Source organism: Candidatus Bathyarchaeota archaeon (genome assembly GCA_026014745.1).
Lineage (GTDB): Archaea > Thermoproteota > Bathyarchaeia > Bathyarchaeales > Bathycorpusculaceae > Bathycorpusculum.
Map to the genome: position 1 here is coordinate 508,739 of JAOZHS010000002.1, position 16,936 is coordinate 525,674.

Sequence of the window (16,936 nt, forward strand, 5' to 3'; positions counted from 1 at the left end):
GGTAGCGGCGCTTCGATGTTGACTTTTGGTTTTTTTAACAGTAAGATAATTAGTTGTCAACACGCAAACTCTATGTTTGGTGAATGACATGAGTGTGTATGACCAGTTTCAGCGCCCCACAGGACGCAAAGGCAAAATCGTTGCCGCAATGATGAACCACGGACACAAATCACTCACCACATGGGGCTTAACACACGTAACCATCAACCCAGACTTTGTGATTTTGGATGCAGGTTGTGGCGGCGGCAAAACCATCAACCGATTAGCCAAACGGGTCCCCAACGGCAAAGTGTATGGCATCGACTATTCACCTGATATGGTGGCGTACGCGACGAAACTAAACAAAAAATTCGTCGACCAAGGCAAAGTCGAAATCACTGAAGCCGCAGTTGACAAAACAGGCTTCTCAAACGGCTTGTTTGATTTGGTGACGGCATGTGAAACCTACTATTTCTGGCCCAGCCTATCAGATGCCTTCAAAGAAATAAACCGAATACTAAAACCAAACGGCAAGCTCCTCTTGATTAATGAAATGGTCAAAGACGGCGTCCACGACGTTAAACAAGCCGAAATCATAGAAAAAACACACGTACACCTCTTGACGCTTGAAGAGATAGAGAGTATGCTGCAAGCCGCAGGGTTTGTTGGTGTGGAGGTTTCAAGAAAAGAGCAGTCACCGTGGAACACGATTGTTGCCCAAAAACCAGCTGATTAAGCGCGTTCTTTGAGGGCGCGTTTGAGGACTTTTCCAGCGGCAGTTAAGGGCAAAGCATCTAAAAACACGACGTCGCGGATTGCTTTGTAGGCGGCTACTTTTGCGTTAACGTAACCTTTGATTTCTTCAGCTGTAGCACTAACGCCGTCTTTTAGCACGATATAAGCGACTGGGATTTCGCCTGTTTTGGGGTCGGGTTTACCGACGACGGCACATTGTTTTACGGCGGGGTGTTCATAGAGCAGGTCTTCGAGTTCGCGGGGATAGACGCTGTAGTCTTTGTATTTGATGAGGTCTTTTTTACGGTCCACAATATAGCAGTAACCGTCCGCGTCGATTCGGGCGATGTCACCTGTAAGCAGCCAACCGTCGCGGAGCACTTGGGCGGTTTCGTCTGGGCGATGCCAGTAGCCTGCCATGACTTGGGGTCCCCGAACAGCCAATTCACCCCTCTGACCCACACCAAGGGGCACGCCAGTTTCGGCGTCCACAATTTTGGCTTCGGTATCGGGCAGCGGCAAACCAATCGAGCCCACCCGCAACGCCAACGCCTTATCCACAGGACTACAATGCGTTACCGGCGACGCCTCCGACAATCCGTAACCCTCCGCTAAAAAGCCCCCTGTCACCTCCATGAAGCTCCTCTGCACCTGTGGCGGCAAAGCGGAAGCACCAGAAATACACACCCGCACAGACTTCAAATCATAGTTGCCTAAGTCAGGGTAGTTGATTAGCATCGTGTACATGGTCGGTACCCCGCAGAACACCGAAACATGCTCTTGCTGGATAGTGGTGAGGGTTTTGACGGGTTCAAACTTGGATAGAAGCACCATTTTTGCGCCTAAACTGATGGGGACAGTTAGGCTGGTGGTTAAGCCGTAGATGTGGAAAAGCGGCAATGCCGTGAGGAACACGTCTTGGCTTGTGCCTTTGATGGTGGCGGCGAAGGCAACTGCGTTTGAGACGAGGTTGCGGTGGGTGAGCATGGCGGCTTTGGGGGTTCCTGTTGTTCCGCCTGTGTATTGGAGGGCAGCTAAGTCCACAGCGGGGTCAAACTTGAGTGAAGTATGGGAGGAGGATGCTTCTAGGAGCAGTTGCCTAAAAGAAAACGTGTTTGGAAGAGAAGGGGAAGGGGATGTTTGGGTATCGTAATCGTTTAAGCCCGTGGTTATAACGTTTTTTAGGGGTGTTTTTTCTCTAACTTTCTCCACAATGGGGAACAGAGAGTCTAAAGTGACGATTGTTTGGGCGCCTGAATCGCAGAGCTGATATTCTACCTCGCGTTCCCGATGCAGCGGACTAATCGTTGTCACCACCCCGCCTATTTTTAGGGCTCCGAAGTAGCTGATTACGAATTGGGGGATGTTGGGCAGATAGAGCGCCACACAGTCACCTTTCTTGGCGCCTAAAGTGGATAGGGCATTTGCGAATTGGTTAGCCAAAATGTCGAGTTGCGCATAGGTCAAGGTATTTGCGCAATAGGCAATTGCGACGTGGTCGGGAAAGTTTTTTGCGTTTGCCTCAAGCAACCCCGAAAGAGGCACCTTTGGATATTCTAGGTGCTGGAGGGTTTTTTTCTGAGGGGACAAACGCATCATCTTATGGTGTAGATTCAGGTTCAATTACGACGGCTGTTCCCGTTGCCGAAAATAGCAAAATCCCATTCTGGGTACCCATGTCAGAAGTTTCCACATCTAAGCCTACAATCGCGTTGGCGCCTAAAGCAATTGCGCGGGATTTGGCGCGTTCAATGGCTTCCCAGCGTGCCTTCTCAACCTCAGCAGTGAAAGCGGTGACTTCGCCACCCATCATGGATTCAAATCCAGCGATAAATTGGCCAAGTATACCGCGGGTGCGAGGAGTCAACCCCGTAACTACGCCGAGAACTTTGGTGATTTTGTAACCCGCCACCATAGGAGTAGTCACTAACAGGAAGGGCTGGTTTTGGGTAAGGGAGGCTCCGCATTTGGGGCAAAAAGATGCGCCGTCAGGAGCATAGTTTGAGCATCGGGGGCAATTCATAGGGGACACCTTGGCAGTCTATGGATACGCTTGTTATAAAAGCTGTTGCCAACCAGAGACAGGCGTTATTTGAAGGTTAAGCGTTTAGGCTTGTTTTTTATTTGGATTTTGCCGTCTGAGTCTTTTAGTTTACTAGTGTGGCGGTAGAACTCGTAGATGTGCTCCATCTCCTTGGTGTAGGCAAAAGAGTAAGCGATGACTTCGGATAAGTCGAAGTTTAGGGTCAAGGCGTTGTCGGTGATTGTGAAGAGTTGGTCTTGGGGCTTATCGGTTAAGATGACGGTTACGACGTCGCCGACCTCAAGTTTGTCACCGAGCGTTTCGCCGCTGCCGAACGTTTCACTTAAGCTTATGGTGCCGCCATAGTCAAAGACGATACAGGGTTTGCCGTTGCGTATCGTCGCCCAGCAAGCGAGTTTGGGATTTTGGGTTTCGAAGCGGTTTTTGAGGGCAACGAAGTCTTCGGGTTTGATTTGTATAACGAGGTAGTTACGCCAAGTTTTTGTTTCGTCTTCTCTTAAGTGAAAGAACTGCATATCAACCACCAAGGTAAGCTTGAGTTCCCGATAAATAACTTCCTCCAAGCGGCGCGGAAAAAAATCTTTAAGCACCGCCCAACAAACAAGCACATGACTGAGAAGTGACACCGATGGATGAATGGAAAGCTAAACTCAAAGCGGACCCATCAGCATGGCTCCTAGAAGAAGATAACCCCTCTGTGCGATACTTCACCCTAACCGAACTTTTAGCAAAACAAAAAGACGCTACCGAAGCATCTGAAGCGAAAAAAGCCATAATGACCCAAGGCGTAGTCCCCAAAATCCTCTCCAAACTCAACAGCGATGGCTACTGGGGAACCCCCACAAACTTCTACACCGCCAAATACAAAGGAACCGTATGGCAGCTATTGATTTTGGCGGAACTCGGCGCAGACCCAACTGACTCCCGCGTCAAAGGCGCCTGTGAATTCATACTCAACAACAGCCAGCACCCCCAGAGCAGCGGCTTCGCGATGGCGCGTTCAGAGAGGGAGGGCGGCGGCAGGCAAAGCGCGGTGATTCCCTGCCTGACAGGCAACATGCTTTTTAGCCTCATCCGACTGGGCTACCTCGACGACCCACGGGTGCAGGCGGGGATAGATTGGATAGCAATGTTTCAACGCTTTGACGATGGGGATGGAGCAGCCAGAGGCGAGTTCTATGACCGCTTGAAGGCGTGTTTTGGCAAACATACCTGTCATATGGGCGCCGCTAAAGCCCTAAAAGCCCTCGCCGAAATCCCCGCAGACCAAAGAAGCGCCAAAACAAAAGCCACCATCGAAGCCGGAGCAGAATACTTCCTTAAACATCACATCTTCAAAAAAAGCCACGACCTAACCAAGGTTCCTAAGCCGGGATGGATGAAATTCGGGTTTCCCTTAATGTACCAGACTGACGCGTTGGAGTTGCTGGGAATTCTTGCAAGCTTGGGGTATAAAGATTCGCGTATGCAGGAGGCGGTGGATTTGGTGCTTTCAAAACAGGACGAGCAGGGCAGATGGACGCTGGAGCACAGTTTTAACGGCAAATTCCAAGCCAACATTGAAACGGTAGGGCAACCCAGCAAGTGGGTGACGCTAAAAGCGTTAATTGCCATAAAACAAGTCTACAGCTAAGACGCGGTACATGGAGATAACCATATTTACGCTAACAAAGAAAACAATCCGTCAGCAGCAGGAAGGTAAAGCTTGAAAACCATAATTGTACTGTACTCTTACCATCATCTTAATACTCAAAAAATTGGCGAGGTTTTTGCAAAAATTCTCGATGCAGAAATCAAAAACCCCAAAACCACCGACCCAGCAGAAGTAGCAAATTATGATTTGGTGGGGTTTGGAGCAGGAATCGATAGCGGAAAACACTACAAGGAACTGCTAGATTTCGCCGATAACCTACCAGAGGTTAATGGTAAAGAAGGATTCATTTTTTCCACCAGCGGAATTTCAAATCCCAAATACCAAACCAAAATACACACTGAGCTGCGAGAAAAACTGCAAGTAAAAGGTTACCAGATTGTTGGCGAATTTAATTGTCACGGATTTAACACAAACAGTTTCCTCAAAGCTTTCGGCGGCATGAACAAGGGCAGTCCAAACGCAGAAGACCTCGCCAACGCAGAGGAATTCGCGCAGAACCTGAAATCCAAAAAATAATTTTGGTGCCGGGGGCGCGATTCGAGCACGCGACCTTTGGACAGGGGCGTTTGGCCCTCTAGTTCTCCAGATTATGAGTCTGGCGCCCTGGCCAGGCTAGGCTACCCCGGCACATTTGCCTCTTCGGTTTTTACACCGATGCCATCTTAGTTTCCAAACATTGATTTAAACCTTAAGCCCCAGCCGCACCTTTGACAATGCACAGGAAGAATCCAGCGACGTACCTTTTAGAAAAATCGTTTCAGACTTAACTGGCACCTGCTAAACACTTGTTTGCTGCGACAGGATAGATAGAGACCTACCGGTTTTTCACCAATACTGACCTACCCCTCTATGGTTTCTGCAATGAGTTTCTAATATGCTCCAAATATGTCCGCTTAGACCCTCCCCTCTCTATCGTTTCTGCATAGAACCACTAATAGCATCCAAATAGGAGCCAAATAGGTTCAATGTAAGCATCTGAAAGCATTGAACAGCACAATGCAAGCGGGCTAGCATTGTCCATTCGGTTGGTTTCTGCCATATCTCACCTAAGAGCCTCAAGCCGACTGCGGCTATGAACAATCTTGCCATTGAAAAGGTCTAATAAAAATCTGCATCCAAGCAGTTAAACACTGATTTTCAACATACTAATAACTCAACTTTCAACCAATAACCCTCTATACCCCAATTAGGAAAAAGAGTCAGCTCAGAGACTTACCTCCGCCCTTATGTAGAGTGTACAAAGCAACATGCCAGTTTTGAAAAGGAAAAGACCCAAACAAGCCCCAAAAAGCATGTATTGTCAAACCTGCAAGTCGCCCCTAAGTTATGAAAGGGGTTAGGTTTAAATTCTGAGGTCTTACAAGCAACTAGTCATGAAACTCTTACCTATACTTGGAGGTGTTGTGGCTGCGGTTGTGTTCTTCTTCGCAGTCATATTTGCGCTTGCAGCTTCGGTTGCGGCGCCTACCACGCGGCTTGCCACCAGCGGCATCCTATTCGTCATAGGCATCGTCATAATCGTCGGCGTATACTATACCACGCGCAAACCCAAAACCGTCATCCAGCGCTTTGAGGTCTCTGGGCAAATGGGTGCTGCCCAAATCAAATGTCCCCACTGTGGCGGCAGTGTTGAGGCTAGCCAAATCCAAATATCGGGTGGTGTGCCTTATGTTAAGTGTCCGTATTGTGGGACAACGTTTGAGGTTGTTGAGAAACCAAAATGGTAAACCTCCGCGTGTTTGTGTTTGTTGCGTTGTTGGCTGTGGCGCTCTCAGCCTCCACCCTATGCCTCGCAGGCGCTCAAAGCAGCTTAGCGTATACAGTTGATCATGAATGGGCGCAGATATTCATCAATCAGGACGGCACCATCGACTTAATCTACAACATTTCTGTCACGATTACACAGGGGTCTATGGGTGGCTTCTATGTGGGGCAACCCAACGGCGACTACACGATTGGGGAAGCCCGTGACCAAAACGGGAACCCGCTTGAGGTTAACTATGCTGATGAGGGCAGCAACTACCGGGTGGATGTGCTTTTTAACCCGCGGTTGCAGGCGGGTCAATCCATGTGGTTTGAGGTCTCCACTAACGTGGCAGGCATGATAAGCAACGACACCCAAAACCCCGGCAACTACGGCATGCAATTCATCCCCCAGTGGATAAGCGACACCCCAATCGACGATGTGCGCATCCAAATTGTGCTACCCCCGGGGGTTTCTACAGGTGACGTGAAAACCACACAGGAGAGCTATTACAATGGCACATCTATGGTGGATGGGCAATTGGCTGTTTACTGGGAACGCCCCCAAATCGGCGCAGGCGAACAGTTTATGGTTGGGGTCTCTTTTCCCAGCAGCGCCCTACCCAACTACACGCCCTCCGAGCCTTCAAGCGGTGGCCCCGATCTCTCCATAATCTTCCCAATTATCTTCGGCGTCTTTGCACTTATCCTCATCATAGGCGTCATACGTGTTGCGCGAAAATCAGCCTACACTTCGCCTAAAGTCAGCATGGAGACACTCGGCGTCAAACGCGGCTTAACCGCCGTGGAAGCCGCTTACCTCTTGGACCTAAAACCGCCTCAGCTAGTCACCGCCATCCTCTACAGCCTACTTCAAAAACGCGCGGTTTGGGCACAAGAAACCAAGCCCTCCCTCAAACTCAAAGTGCTCCCACCCTACGAAGACAAAGTCGGACCCAAAGACAGTCCCCTGCGTTACTACGAAATAGATTTCCTCCGCGCTCTCCGCGCCGACGGAACCCTTGACGAAGAGAAACTGGCGCGAACAGTTATGTTTCTGCGAGATACGGTGGAGCAGAAGATGGAGGGTTTCAGCCGCAAGGACACAGTGGCGTATTATGGGCGGATTGTAGCGGAGGCTTGGACGCAGGTGGAGCAAGCAGGAACCCCCGAGTTAGCCTCTAACGCTTACGATCAGCAGCTACTTTGGCTCATGTTAGACCCCAACCAACGCACCAAAACCGAAACCGCATTCCGAGACCGCGTGTTCACGCCTAACCCGTTGTGGTTCTGGTGGTGGTACGGCTACACAGTTTATCATCCCCACCCCACCTATGTCCCCAACGTTTCCGTACCAGCCCAGTCGGGTCCAGCCCCAACCATTCCCGGCGCCCAATTCGCAAACAACATCGCTACAGCCATCGAATCCACAGGCAACAACATCGTAGTCAACCTCGAAAAATTCGCCAACTCCATCGTCCCCGCCCCACCCAAAGCCAGCCACGAACCAGCTCATAAAGGAGCCAACTGCGTATGCGCCTGCGCCGCATGTGCCTGCGCCTGTGCATGCGTCTCATGCGCTTGTGCCTGCGCTGGAGGAGGCGGACACTAAAATGAGTTTCCTCAAAAAACAAAAGATACCCACAGGACGGTTTAGCTACCGCGCCGAAGACAAATACAAGGGCATGTCCCTGCAGCTCCGCGTTGAACCCAGCAGACAGGGCGTCATGGCGATTAACGCTAACACGATTCTGCACCTCAACCACACCGCAACCGCACTGGCATACTTTTTCATGCAGGGGCTACCTCAAGCGGAGGTGGTTAAGAAGATGCGAAGTCTCTACCGCGTCAGCGAGCAAACCGCCAACGCCGATTATGAGCAGCTTGTCTACACGATTAGTACGCTGGCGCAGACCGAAAAAATCGATCCCGTTACGTTTCTGCGCATCGAAAAGGAGGATCCCTTCACTTACCAGTACACCGCCCCGCTACGCATGGACTTGGCGTTGACTTTCCGTTGCCAAAACGACTGCGTGCACTGCTACGCTGGAGGACCACATGAAACCCCAGAATTGACGACGGAACAGTGGAAGGCAGTCATTGACAAACTCAGCGACATCGGTGTCTTCATCTTAACCTTTACCGGCGGCGAACCCACACTCCGAGACGACCTGCCCGAGCTTTTGCTGTATGCTCAACATCGTGGCATGGTCACGGGGCTAATTAGCAACGGGCGCCGCCTCAAAGACCCCGCCTACGTGGCACAATTAGAAAAGTCTGGGCTGGACTTTGTCCAAATCACCCTTGAATCCCACAAGCCATCCGTACACGACGCCATGACTCAATCTGAGGGCAGCTGGAAAGACACTGTGGTAGGCATCAAAAACGCGGTGCACTCCCAAATCTACGTCTCCACCAACACCACCCTTAGCAAACAAAACGCTGACCACTTCCTAACAACCATCGACTACATCAAAGAACTCGGCGTCGACGCATTTGGCTGCAACAGCCTCATCTACAGCGGTAAGGCGTCCCAAGCCAGCGATGAATTTGCGCTGTCCATCGAGCAGCTTAAGGTGCTGTTGCCGCAGGTCCGCGAAAAAGCGCAGATGCTTCAACTCAAATTCCTCTGGTACACGCCCACGCAGTACTGCCAATTTGACCCCGTCCAATACGGGCTGGGCCTAAAATCCTGTACAGCGGCTATGATTACGGCATGTGTCGGACCCAACGGCGACGTGTACCCCTGCCAAAGCTACTTCGAATCACTCGGTAACATCCTCACTAAGCCGTGGGATACGATTTGGCGCAACCCCCTTGCCGAAAAGCTCCGCAAACGCGAATACGTGGAGGATAAGTGCAAGGATTGCGGTCAGTTGCAGGTTTGTGGCGGCGGATGCCCCCTTGAACTCCAAAATAAAAATATCAATAATCAAGCGGAAGGGGGCGCTTAACTTAGCTAAGAAATCCTTCGTTGTCGCAATTATTTCGGCATTAATACTGTCGATGCTATCCGCAGTTTCTTTTGCTAGCGCCAATTTTATTCCAACAAATGCGGAAATTGACTTAATGGAGCCCTTGCCTAAAACAGTTAAAACCTACGATGCGGCGGACATCCCCATTGTTGTGGTTGTGAAAGAACCCCTCAATGCACCACAAAACTATCATCGCATCACCAACATTTACTACAGCATAGACGAATACCCGAACACAGAAATAACAAATATAACCGAATCGGAGAAAGATTGGTTTAGCGGCACCTGTACGGAGTATCGTGCAAGCGCAAGCATAGCGAATTTAACAGCAGGTAACCATACTTTGAGGGCTTACAGCGTTGATGACCTTGGAAATCGCTTATCAACAACTCGCGAATTTGCATACCAACCAGATTTATCCTCAAACGAAATAAATACTGAATCTTCAGGTTTTGATTATACACCTGTTTTGATTGTTGGTTTAATTGCAATCAGTGTAGTTGGATGCGGCGTATTCTTTTTCAAAAAACACAAAGCTCAGCCGCTAACCTAAAAGGGTAGGGTAAACAAATTTATCCTAAGAGCCGTAATTCTCTTTTGGCAATGGCTGACTTGTAGGTTAAGGTATAATGGAGTCCATGCAGAAGCCCCGCCTTGTTGTTTTCGACGTTGAAGGAGTACTTATCCCCAAAAACCGCTTCTTCTTTGAAGTGGGCCGAACCTTGGGGTTCTGGAAGCTGATTCGACTGCTCCTGTTGGGTTTTCTCTATGAAGTGGGCGCGCTTAGACTAGATTCTGCTCTTCGCCGCATCTTTGGCGAAATGCACGGCATGAAACTCGAAACTATGGCGGAGGTTTTTAATCGGATTCCCGCGTCGCCTTATCTGCAAGGTTTTTTTGAGCAACTCCACAGTCGCGGCTGCAAAATCGCGCTTATCAGCTCTGGGCTGCCCACGATTCTTGTCGAGAAGTTAGCGGAATGCGTCGGCGCACAATACGCCTATGGCATTGACGTGGAGATTGTGAACGGTAGAGTGACAGGGAAAATTGGGGGCGATGCCATCGAAAAAAATGGCAAACTCAAAATCTTTAGCCGCATCATCACCCAAGAGAACCTTCGCCTACGGGACTGCGCCGTGGTGGCAGATGACCGCAATAACAGTTGCCTCTATTTGCCAGGGATGCTTAAAATCGGTTTTAACCCCGACTTCGTATTGCGGGTCAAAGCGGACCGCGTCGTGAACGGTAGACTCCAAGGCATAATCCCCATAATCGACGGCGAACCCCACAAACGCTCCTTTCCCTCCACCAACGATTTCGTTCGTGAAGATATCCATGCTTCAGGCATCTTTATGCCCGTCATCGCCTCCCTCATCGGCGTCCCCATAGTCGCATCCATAATCATTGTAATCGCCATAATCTACACGGCATCCGAGCTTTTCCGTCTCCAAGGCCGCCAACTCCCCTTCATCTCCGCCGTCACCCGCCACGCAGCTTCCCAGTCAGAAATCTACGGTTTCGCCGCTGCCCCGCTCTATTTTGCCTGCGGCATAGTTTTGACGTTGGTGCTTTTCCCTGCTCAAGCCGCGGGGGCAGCCATCGCGATGTTTTGCCTCGGCGACAGCACGGCTTCTTTGTTTGGCGGGATGATTTCGACGTCTCTGCCGTTTAATAAGGGTAAAACTTGGGAGGGGTCTTTGGTGGGTTTCTTTTTTGCTTTTTTGGCAGGCTGCTTCTTTGTTCCGCCTCAAATCGCGTTGATAGGCGCCGCAATAGCCATGACAGTAGAAGTTTTGCCGCTACCCCTAAATGATAACGTACTCATACCCGTCATAACTGGCGCAGCGCTGACGTTGCTACTTTAGCTGGTAGAGGGCGTTTTGGTAGTCTTTGACGTAGCTGTTTTTTCCCTTCTTGACTACGGTGTGACCTTCCCCTTGTAGTAGTATGGTTTGGGTTTCGACGCCGCCGGGGTATTTCTCGTTAATCATGCCTTTTACTTTGAGGGTGCGCCAGTAGGGTGTAGTGTCGGTTTTGCCTTCTTGTTTTTGTTCTTCTGCGGCGTTGGCTGCTATCCACGCAAAAATGCCCGTGGTGATGGGACAACCGATGGTGGCGCCATGTTTAACGGCTAAGGCTTGGCGTATTTCATTAATGGTTATCACTTTGCCCTCGGGAACCTGCCGCATGTACGCGTCTACTTCAAGAGGCGCAGGTATGACAACTGTTCCTGTGCCCCAGCTTTTGCGCAGTTTATCGTTAATTGGAGAAACTTTGGGGCAGCCTTTGCTGTCGTGGAGTTTTTCTTGCCAAGTAGGCTTACGTTTTGGCATAACAACAACCATTTTCTATTCGGTGGAGGGGTTATTTTTGTTTTTCCTGCTCTGTTTTTGTTGTGATTAGATTCATTTTTTGTTGGTGGCTGAGTTTTTTGATTTCGCGTTCCCGCTTCATTGCTTGGCTTCGGTTGTCAAAGGTTTCGGTGTAAGCGAGTTTTTGGGGTTTATGCGCTTTGGTGTATCTGGCGCCCTTCCCTTCCGTGTGCTGTTTGGTGCGTTGGTCTATGTCTTTGGTGTAGCCTGTATAGAAGCTGCCATCAAGGCATTGCAGAATGTAAACGTAGAACGCCATCGGGTTTAGGGCTCCATAACTTGGGTAATGTAGTCAGGGACGACCCCTTTGTGCATTGCCCTCTTAAGGTAAGCTTCAGGGTCAATTTCCTGCACCCAAGCGAGATCCACATCAATTATGTAAATTTCATGTATGCGCGCGTTGCGGATTTCCTCCTCCGTAACCGGGGGCTTTTTGTAGTAAGCGTCACAGAGGTTTTTTATCTGCTCGATTTCTTGGTCAGTGCGGTTCCGCGGCGGCTTAGCCAAAATACGTGGAAAAGGCAAAACATAATGCGGCGGCACACCCAACGCGAATTTGCCTGCGAAGCTACTGTAACGGATGATTTTGCTGGCTAACCGCGCCGTCGTATAGGTCAGGGGGGCTAGGGCGTTTTCGGGTGGGATGTAGCCTGTTTCGATTTCTATTATGAGGTTGCCTAGTCCTTTGGTGCCGAGTAAGTCGCAGGTTAAGAGGCTGTTTAGGGGATATTCAAGTTGGACCTCGTAGGCTCGTTGGATGAGGTATTTGGCGCAGGTTAGCTCCATAACGGAGTGATTAATCTTTACTATGTTTTCTCGGTGAAGCTTGATAAGCCACTCTCTTAACTCGTCGAGCTTCTTTTTTTCAAGCTCACTGGTATCCCAGTTGAGCCTCTCTAAAAGTTTAGTTAAGTCCTGCTCAAATTTTTGGCGATTACTCATTTCCATTTGCCCATATACGTGGCTGCTAGACTATCTAGTTGCATTTGGTATATAAGCAGAAAATGATGGCTGACGAAGACTTCTCTGTCGTCAGTTGTTGGGTTTCTTATATTTTGGTGATTACGAGTCGGGTGTTGGGGACATCGACTTCTACGATTTTGTAGCCCGCGAATTCTTTGGCTTGACCGAGGATGTTTTTGACGACGACTTTGTCGGCATCCACTTTGGTGTAGATTACGTCTTTGAATTGGACTTTTCCGTCCGCTATTACGTCAAATTCACACATGATGTGTCACTAAAATAAGTTTGAAGATTCTTAGTTATAAGGAGTTTCACCTAAAACCGAAATAGTCCATATCGCTACGATGAGAATTTGTGGGTCGCTTTTTTTGTCAATGCTTTTTCTAACAATAAATTTATTGGATTGAAACCTCAAGGATACGTTGGTGAACGCGTGTGTCCTCGGATAACGATAACAATTTCCCTGAATGGTTCAAGAAACGCCGCAACCCCTCCAAAGACCCCTTTTTCGGCGACATAGATGACATGTTTCATGAAATGGAGAAGTTAATGGATGAAGAATTCAAAACCTTCACCGAGAAGGTTCCAAAAGAATTCGTAAAGGAACGCAAGCTTCCCGACGGCAGCACCGTCAAGGAACTGGGTCCGTTTGTGTATGGTTACAGCATGAAGATTGGTCCTGATGGGAAACCGGAAATTCAAGAGTTCGGCAACGTCAAAAAGGGCCTCAAAGGAACCCCGCAAATCAAAGAGGAACGGGAACCCCTCGTGGATATCATTGAGGATGAGCGAGTTGTCCGTGTGGTCGTGGAGTTGCCTGGCGTGGAGAAAACTGACATTAAACTGCACGGTACCGAGGATTCACTGGAGATTTCGGTGGATACCAGCCAGTACAAGTATTACAAAGAAGTGCAACTACCAACCAAGGTCCGTGTCAAAGAAGCCACCTCCACTTACAAGAATGGCGTGCTGGAAGTGGTGCTTCCAAAAGCGGAGCCCTCAAAGCCCCGCGGCGAACCCATAGACATCAACTAAATCCCTTTCATAGTAGCTAGTGTAATGATGACTGACTCCTCAGAAGTGGATACCCTAAACGCCATATGCCGCGAAGCCAAAGCAGCAGGTAAACTCTCAGGCGACAACCTAACCAGCCTCTACGAGTTGTTTGGGCAACGCTTCACCAAAGCCCTTGACGCCTTAACCGAGGGCAGAGTCAAAAAATACGTGTTCAAACCCTCAGGACGGGTGGTTTGGATTGTGCTGGGGCGCGAACGCGACTACCTCATTATGCCTGAAGCCGAGTTTTGTCCCTGCGATGACTTCTACTTCCGTGTGCTTGACAAAAAAGTGCATATGTGCTATCATCTTTTGACACAGAAGTTGGCGGCGAATCTGGGTTGGTTTGAATTGTTTGAAGAGAACGATGAATGCTACGATATGCTCATGAAGGAGTGGAAAAAAGCTACTCCTTAAATATGAAGATGTGCAAGAGTAGATAACAACAGGAGAACCTCTATGGATTTAACGGGCTACTTCACAATCTTGCAATATGTCCTTATGGGCTCAGTGTTTATTGCATTAATGCTCATCTTCCTCTATGCCTACTATGGCAAGGAAGATGAAGAAACCGAAGAAGAATAAGCCGCCCCAACTTCCCTTTTAACTTCTTGGGCGTCTATTCAATACCCAAAACAAGCCAACCATTATTACAGCAATAATTATGCTAATTGTTATTAGCCAGCCTGAGTCGGGTCCCGCGCCGAACACTATCGGTATGGGTCCGATGAATATGACGCCGCCCACACTACCTGACCCGTCTGCCATGAATGCGGCAACAGCCAAAACAGTCACACCCACAAACACAAACCCTATCCCCAACATTATAAGCCTCAAAAATCGACTCGAAACCGCGACGCCTTCTTCAGGGGATTCTTCTTGGCTCCACATTTTACCTCACCAGCCAATAATACACCAGATACGCAATTAACGCCATGATGGTTAGCGCCAACGCGAGCAATAGCACGGTTTTTACGGATTTTTTGTCTGTTCCAAAAATAATTGGAATGGGACCAATCATGATTATACCCGCCGCATGCGTCTCGTTTTTCCCTTCAGCCTCGCCTTCACCTTTGCTACCGCCTCGTCTGAGCGAAGCCAAAATCACCGCCAACACAATCACCACTATCCCAGCCACAATCAATGCGGTGCCCACGGTGTAAAAGACCGCTAAATCCATTTCAGCAGCGCCTCAATCAAACAGAACATGCGATTTTAATAAACATAGCCAACTTCCGCGGGTTTAGCAAAAAATTAAAAGCCCCCGCACCCTTAACGTGTCGGCGCATATGACCACCCAAGACCTCATCGCAGAGTTGCTCTCAAAAAACCCCCAGCTTAGCCAAGAGCAAATCTTAGCGCAGCTTCAAGCTGAACGCGCCAAAACCGGCGGGTTACTAGGCGATGAAACCCTGCTGCGGTTGATTGCTGCCCGATGCGGCGTCGCGGTCGCGCAGACTCAGTTTCAAAACAAAGACACCCTCTGCACCAGCCGCCTCTTCAAAGGCTTATACGATGTAACGGTGACGGGGCGTGTGGTTGCAGTGTTTGGGGTCAAGACTTTCCAAGGCGAGGAGAAGTCAGGCAAGTTTGCGACTTTGATGCTAGCCGACGAGGAGGGGCTGTTGCGGGTGGTGCTGTGGAATGAACAAGCAGAACTCGTGGAACGGGGCGAACTGAAAGCTGGGCAGTCCGTGCGGTTTGTACATGGCTACACACGCGACGACCGCTACGGCAAAACCGAGCTACACATGGGCAACAAGAGCCTAATCGAAATCGAACCCGACGCCAAAGCACCCGACATATCCTTTGAGAAGTTTACCACAAAAATCAAAACCCTCAACCCAAACTTGGGCAACGTTCATGTTTTCGGCACCATAAAAGCAGTTTTTGAGAAACGCAGCTTCACAAAAAATGACAACACTGACGGCGCCGTGTTGCGTTTGGTTGTGATGGATGATTCTGGCGAGGCAATAGTGGTTGCATGGAACGAAAAAACCGTCGAGGTAGAACACGCTAAACCGGGTATGCGGCTGCTTTTGGTGAACGCACGCGTTAAAGACGCCTCAAACGGCGCAGTTGAGGTTCATGTGGATTCTAACACGTTTGTTTCGTTAGGTTCAGAAAAAACCCTTTGAGACGGGTCCCAAATAAAAAGCGCCATCAACAGTTAACGTAAGAAACAAACTTGACAAAATAAAGAAGAAAGAGGTTTAGATTTTTTGGATGATGGCATCGGTTATTTCGGTGCCTTTGGCTTCGCCGCCGAGGTCATGTGTGCGGACTTTGCCTTCTTTTAGCACCGCGATGACTGCGTTCTCGATTTTTGCGGCTGCCTCTTTTTCGCCTAGCCAATCCAGCATCATGGCGCCTGCCATTATGGTTGCGATGGGGTTAACGCGGTTCATGCCTGTGTATTTGGGTGCGCTGCCATGTACGGGTTCGAACATGCCGTAGGTTTCGCCGATGTTGGCGCCTGCTGCTAAACCAAGGCTGCCGGTGACTTGTGCGGCTTCGTCGCTAATGATGTCGCCGAAGAGGTTGGTTGTGACCATGACGTCGTATTTTTCTGGTTGCTTTATGAGTTGCATTGTAGCGGCGTCTATGTGAAGGTCGTCAACGGTGACTTCGGGATATTTCTGTTGAGCTTCTTTAACTGCATCTTTAAAGATGCCATCAGTGATGCGCAAAATGTTGCCTTTGTGGATGTAAGTTAAGTGTTTTTTACGTTTCATAGCCAACTTGAAGGCGAAGTCAGCCACACGTAAGGAGGCTTCTCGGGTGATTACTCGTAGGGCGACGCCAACGCCGGGGGCAAGAAGTGACTCATCGCCTGAATACATGCCTTCAGTGTTTTCTCTGACCACGATTAGGTCAATGTTGGGTTTGAGGGATTCAACGTTGGGGAAGGTTTTGCATGGTCGCACGTTGGCATATAGGTTGAACATGCGGCGTAGGGTGACTGCGACGCTGACGGGTGCGCCGGGTTCTTCGGGGGTAGTCATGGGGCCTTTGAGGCATGCATCGGTTTTTTTGATGAGTTCTACTGTTTCTTTTGGCAGGTTTGTGCCGTATTCGGGGATGCAGTGGGCGCCTGCTTCGCCATAGACAATGTTAAGTTTAAAGTTGCTTTTCTTTTGGACTGCATCGAGGACCTTAACGGTTGCCTCGGTGACTTCTGGACCGATGCCGTCGCCTTTCAACGCGGCGATGCTGTAAGTTTTAGTCATGGGCTTTCCTTCTGGCTGTGTAGAATAATGTTTTTGCTTATCTGCTTTCCTGTTAATGACATGCTTTTTTGCACGCGTTCTGTCGCTACTGCCAAAAGATCTTGTTGTTGTTAGTTAGTTTACACACAAACTACTAAGTGCCCAAAACAATAATCAAGACTACCGCCTGAGATAAAAACATCAAG

22 protein-coding genes and 1 tRNA gene are annotated in these 16,936 nt (G+C 49.4%); 12 read left to right on the forward strand and 11 right to left on the reverse strand.

Translation table 11 applies throughout. The annotated features are described in order from the left end of the window. The first annotated feature begins 88 nt into the window (after window positions 1-88). Window positions 89-715, forward strand: coding sequence for a class I SAM-dependent methyltransferase (locus NWE92_09335; GenBank protein ID MCW4029831.1), 627 nt, complete (start codon window positions 89-91; stop codon window positions 713-715). On the opposite strand, the gene NWE92_09340 is transcribed toward NWE92_09335, so the two are convergent. From NWE92_09340 to NWE92_09350, 3 genes are all read right to left on the reverse strand, one after another. Next, complete coding sequence (locus NWE92_09340; GenBank protein ID MCW4029832.1) at window positions 712-2,304, reverse strand: long-chain fatty acid--CoA ligase; 1,593 nt, start codon at window positions 2,302-2,304, stop codon at window positions 712-714. The genes NWE92_09335 and NWE92_09340 overlap by 4 nt on opposite strands. A 10-nt stretch (window positions 2,305-2,314) precedes the next feature. Beyond that, window positions 2,315-2,737: a heavy metal-binding domain-containing protein gene (locus tag NWE92_09345; protein MCW4029833.1), complete on the reverse strand. Its 423-nt coding sequence runs from the start codon at window positions 2,735-2,737 to the stop codon at window positions 2,315-2,317. A 65-nt stretch (window positions 2,738-2,802) separates the two neighbouring features. Next, entirely contained in the window at window positions 2,803-3,273 is a 471-nt protein-coding gene (locus NWE92_09350) for a hypothetical protein (protein MCW4029834.1), read from the reverse strand. A 113-nt stretch (window positions 3,274-3,386) separates the two neighbouring features. Between NWE92_09350 and NWE92_09355 the strand changes: the two genes are divergently transcribed. After that, the gene (locus NWE92_09355; protein MCW4029835.1) at window positions 3,387-4,391 is read left to right on the forward strand and encodes a nitrogen fixation protein NifH; all 1,005 of its coding nucleotides are present in this window, start codon (window positions 3,387-3,389) and stop codon (window positions 4,389-4,391) included. A 72-nt stretch (window positions 4,392-4,463) separates the two neighbouring features. After that, complete coding sequence (locus NWE92_09360; GenBank protein ID MCW4029836.1) at window positions 4,464-4,928, forward strand: flavodoxin family protein; 465 nt, start codon at window positions 4,464-4,466, stop codon at window positions 4,926-4,928. Between the two features lie 3 nt (window positions 4,929-4,931). Here NWE92_09360 and NWE92_09365 read toward each other — a convergent pair. Continuing rightward, window positions 4,932-5,039: transfer RNA gene (locus tag NWE92_09365), tRNA-Met, on the reverse strand. 746 nt (window positions 5,040-5,785) lie between these two features. Between NWE92_09365 and NWE92_09370 the strand changes: the two genes are divergently transcribed. From NWE92_09370 to NWE92_09390, 5 genes are all read left to right on the forward strand, one after another. Beyond that, a complete protein-coding gene (locus NWE92_09370) occupies window positions 5,786-6,139 on the forward strand; it encodes a hypothetical protein (GenBank protein ID MCW4029837.1) in 354 nt (117 codons plus the stop codon). Further along, window positions 6,133-7,767 (forward strand): DUF2207 domain-containing protein, encoded by a 1,635-nt coding sequence (locus NWE92_09375; GenBank protein ID MCW4029838.1) that lies wholly within the window; start codon window positions 6,133-6,135, stop codon window positions 7,765-7,767. The genes NWE92_09370 and NWE92_09375 overlap by 7 nt, the downstream gene beginning before the upstream one ends. Before the next feature lies 1 nt (window position 7,768). Continuing rightward, entirely contained in the window at window positions 7,769-9,109 is a 1,341-nt protein-coding gene (locus NWE92_09380; protein MCW4029839.1) for a radical SAM protein, read from the forward strand. Then, window positions 9,060-9,683: a hypothetical protein gene (locus NWE92_09385; protein ID MCW4029840.1), complete on the forward strand. Its 624-nt coding sequence runs from the start codon at window positions 9,060-9,062 to the stop codon at window positions 9,681-9,683. Before NWE92_09380 ends, NWE92_09385 begins: the two co-directional genes overlap by 50 nt. 76 nt (window positions 9,684-9,759) lie before the next feature. Further along, the gene (locus NWE92_09390; GenBank protein MCW4029841.1) at window positions 9,760-10,995 is read left to right on the forward strand and encodes an HAD-IB family phosphatase; all 1,236 of its coding nucleotides are present in this window, start codon (window positions 9,760-9,762) and stop codon (window positions 10,993-10,995) included. Here NWE92_09390 and NWE92_09395 read toward each other — a convergent pair. The 4 genes from NWE92_09395 to NWE92_09410 all read right to left on the reverse strand — a co-directional run bounded on the left by NWE92_09395 (window position 10,987) and on the right by NWE92_09410 (window position 12,730). Next, entirely contained in the window at window positions 10,987-11,463 is a 477-nt protein-coding gene (locus NWE92_09395; protein ID MCW4029842.1) for an MGMT family protein, read from the reverse strand. The two genes, NWE92_09390 and NWE92_09395, sit on opposite strands and share 9 nt — an antisense overlap. Window positions 11,464-11,494: 31 nt before the next feature. Beyond that, a complete protein-coding gene (locus NWE92_09400) occupies window positions 11,495-11,761 on the reverse strand; it encodes a GIY-YIG nuclease family protein (protein ID MCW4029843.1) in 267 nt (88 codons plus the stop codon). Between the two features lie 5 nt (window positions 11,762-11,766). Continuing rightward, a complete protein-coding gene (locus NWE92_09405; protein ID MCW4029844.1) occupies window positions 11,767-12,444 on the reverse strand; it encodes a hypothetical protein in 678 nt (225 codons plus the stop codon). 106 nt (window positions 12,445-12,550) lie between these two features. Beyond that, window positions 12,551-12,730, reverse strand: a complete 180-nt coding sequence (locus NWE92_09410) for a CooT family nickel-binding protein (GenBank protein MCW4029845.1) — start codon at window positions 12,728-12,730, stop codon at window positions 12,551-12,553. 170 nt (window positions 12,731-12,900) lie between these two features. Here NWE92_09410 and NWE92_09415 point away from each other — a divergent pair, with 170 nt between their 5' ends. From NWE92_09415 to NWE92_09425, 3 genes are read left to right on the forward strand one after another with little or no spacing between them, the layout of a single operon-like run. Continuing rightward, window positions 12,901-13,500 (forward strand): Hsp20/alpha crystallin family protein, encoded by a 600-nt coding sequence (locus NWE92_09415; protein ID MCW4029846.1) that lies wholly within the window; start codon window positions 12,901-12,903, stop codon window positions 13,498-13,500. Between the two features lie 24 nt (window positions 13,501-13,524). Next, complete coding sequence (locus tag NWE92_09420) at window positions 13,525-13,938, forward strand: hypothetical protein (GenBank protein ID MCW4029847.1); 414 nt, start codon at window positions 13,525-13,527, stop codon at window positions 13,936-13,938. A 42-nt stretch (window positions 13,939-13,980) separates the two neighbouring features. Then, entirely contained in the window at window positions 13,981-14,106 is a 126-nt protein-coding gene (locus NWE92_09425; protein ID MCW4029848.1) for a hypothetical protein, read from the forward strand. An 18-nt stretch (window positions 14,107-14,124) separates the two neighbouring features. Here the strand turns inward: NWE92_09425 and NWE92_09430 are convergent, their stop codons facing one another. Next, window positions 14,125-14,412 carry a DUF131 domain-containing protein gene (locus NWE92_09430; protein ID MCW4029849.1) on the reverse strand — a complete coding sequence of 96 codons (288 nt, stop codon included), beginning with the start codon at window positions 14,410-14,412 and terminating at the stop codon, window positions 14,125-14,127. Between the two features lies 1 nt (window position 14,413). After that, a complete protein-coding gene (locus tag NWE92_09435; GenBank protein ID MCW4029850.1) occupies window positions 14,414-14,701 on the reverse strand; it encodes a DUF131 domain-containing protein in 288 nt (95 codons plus the stop codon). 109 nt (window positions 14,702-14,810) lie between these two features. Here NWE92_09435 and NWE92_09440 point away from each other — a divergent pair, with 109 nt between their 5' ends. Beyond that, the gene (locus NWE92_09440) at window positions 14,811-15,659 is read left to right on the forward strand and encodes an OB-fold nucleic acid binding domain-containing protein (GenBank protein ID MCW4029851.1); all 849 of its coding nucleotides are present in this window, start codon (window positions 14,811-14,813) and stop codon (window positions 15,657-15,659) included. A 75-nt stretch (window positions 15,660-15,734) separates the two neighbouring features. On the opposite strand, the gene NWE92_09445 is transcribed toward NWE92_09440, so the two are convergent. Further along, window positions 15,735-16,751, reverse strand: a complete 1,017-nt coding sequence (locus NWE92_09445) for an isocitrate/isopropylmalate dehydrogenase family protein (protein ID MCW4029852.1) — start codon at window positions 16,749-16,751, stop codon at window positions 15,735-15,737. Between the last annotated feature and the right edge of the window lie 185 nt (window positions 16,752-16,936).

Coding starts and splice junctions, on each gene's coding strand:
- NWE92_09335 (MCW4029831.1), top strand. CDS start 89: ATGAGTGTGTATGACCAGTTTCAGCGCCCCACAGGACGCAAAGGCAAA.
- NWE92_09345 (MCW4029833.1), bottom strand. CDS start 2,737: ATGAATTGCCCCCGATGCTCAAACTATGCTCCTGACGGCGCATCTTTT.
- NWE92_09350 (MCW4029834.1), bottom strand. CDS start 3,273: ATGCAGTTCTTTCACTTAAGAGAAGACGAAACAAAAACTTGGCGTAAC.
- NWE92_09355 (MCW4029835.1), top strand. CDS start 3,387: ATGGATGAATGGAAAGCTAAACTCAAAGCGGACCCATCAGCATGGCTC.
- NWE92_09370 (MCW4029837.1), top strand. CDS start 5,786: ATGAAACTCTTACCTATACTTGGAGGTGTTGTGGCTGCGGTTGTGTTC.
- NWE92_09375 (MCW4029838.1), top strand. CDS start 6,133: ATGGTAAACCTCCGCGTGTTTGTGTTTGTTGCGTTGTTGGCTGTGGCG.
- NWE92_09380 (MCW4029839.1), top strand. CDS start 7,769: ATGAGTTTCCTCAAAAAACAAAAGATACCCACAGGACGGTTTAGCTAC.
- NWE92_09390 (MCW4029841.1), top strand. CDS start 9,760: ATGGAGTCCATGCAGAAGCCCCGCCTTGTTGTTTTCGACGTTGAAGGA.
- NWE92_09395 (MCW4029842.1), bottom strand. CDS start 11,463: ATGCCAAAACGTAAGCCTACTTGGCAAGAAAAACTCCACGACAGCAAA.
- NWE92_09400 (MCW4029843.1), bottom strand. CDS start 11,761: ATGGCGTTCTACGTTTACATTCTGCAATGCCTTGATGGCAGCTTCTAT.
- NWE92_09405 (MCW4029844.1), bottom strand. CDS start 12,444: ATGAGTAATCGCCAAAAATTTGAGCAGGACTTAACTAAACTTTTAGAG.
- NWE92_09410 (MCW4029845.1), bottom strand. CDS start 12,730: ATGTGTGAATTTGACGTAATAGCGGACGGAAAAGTCCAATTCAAAGAC.
- NWE92_09420 (MCW4029847.1), top strand. CDS start 13,525: ATGATGACTGACTCCTCAGAAGTGGATACCCTAAACGCCATATGCCGC.
- NWE92_09425 (MCW4029848.1), top strand. CDS start 13,981: ATGGATTTAACGGGCTACTTCACAATCTTGCAATATGTCCTTATGGGC.
- NWE92_09430 (MCW4029849.1), bottom strand. CDS start 14,412: ATGTGGAGCCAAGAAGAATCCCCTGAAGAAGGCGTCGCGGTTTCGAGT.
- NWE92_09435 (MCW4029850.1), bottom strand. CDS start 14,701: ATGGATTTAGCGGTCTTTTACACCGTGGGCACCGCATTGATTGTGGCT.
- NWE92_09440 (MCW4029851.1), top strand. CDS start 14,811: ATGACCACCCAAGACCTCATCGCAGAGTTGCTCTCAAAAAACCCCCAG.
- NWE92_09445 (MCW4029852.1), bottom strand. CDS start 16,751: ATGACTAAAACTTACAGCATCGCCGCGTTGAAAGGCGACGGCATCGGT.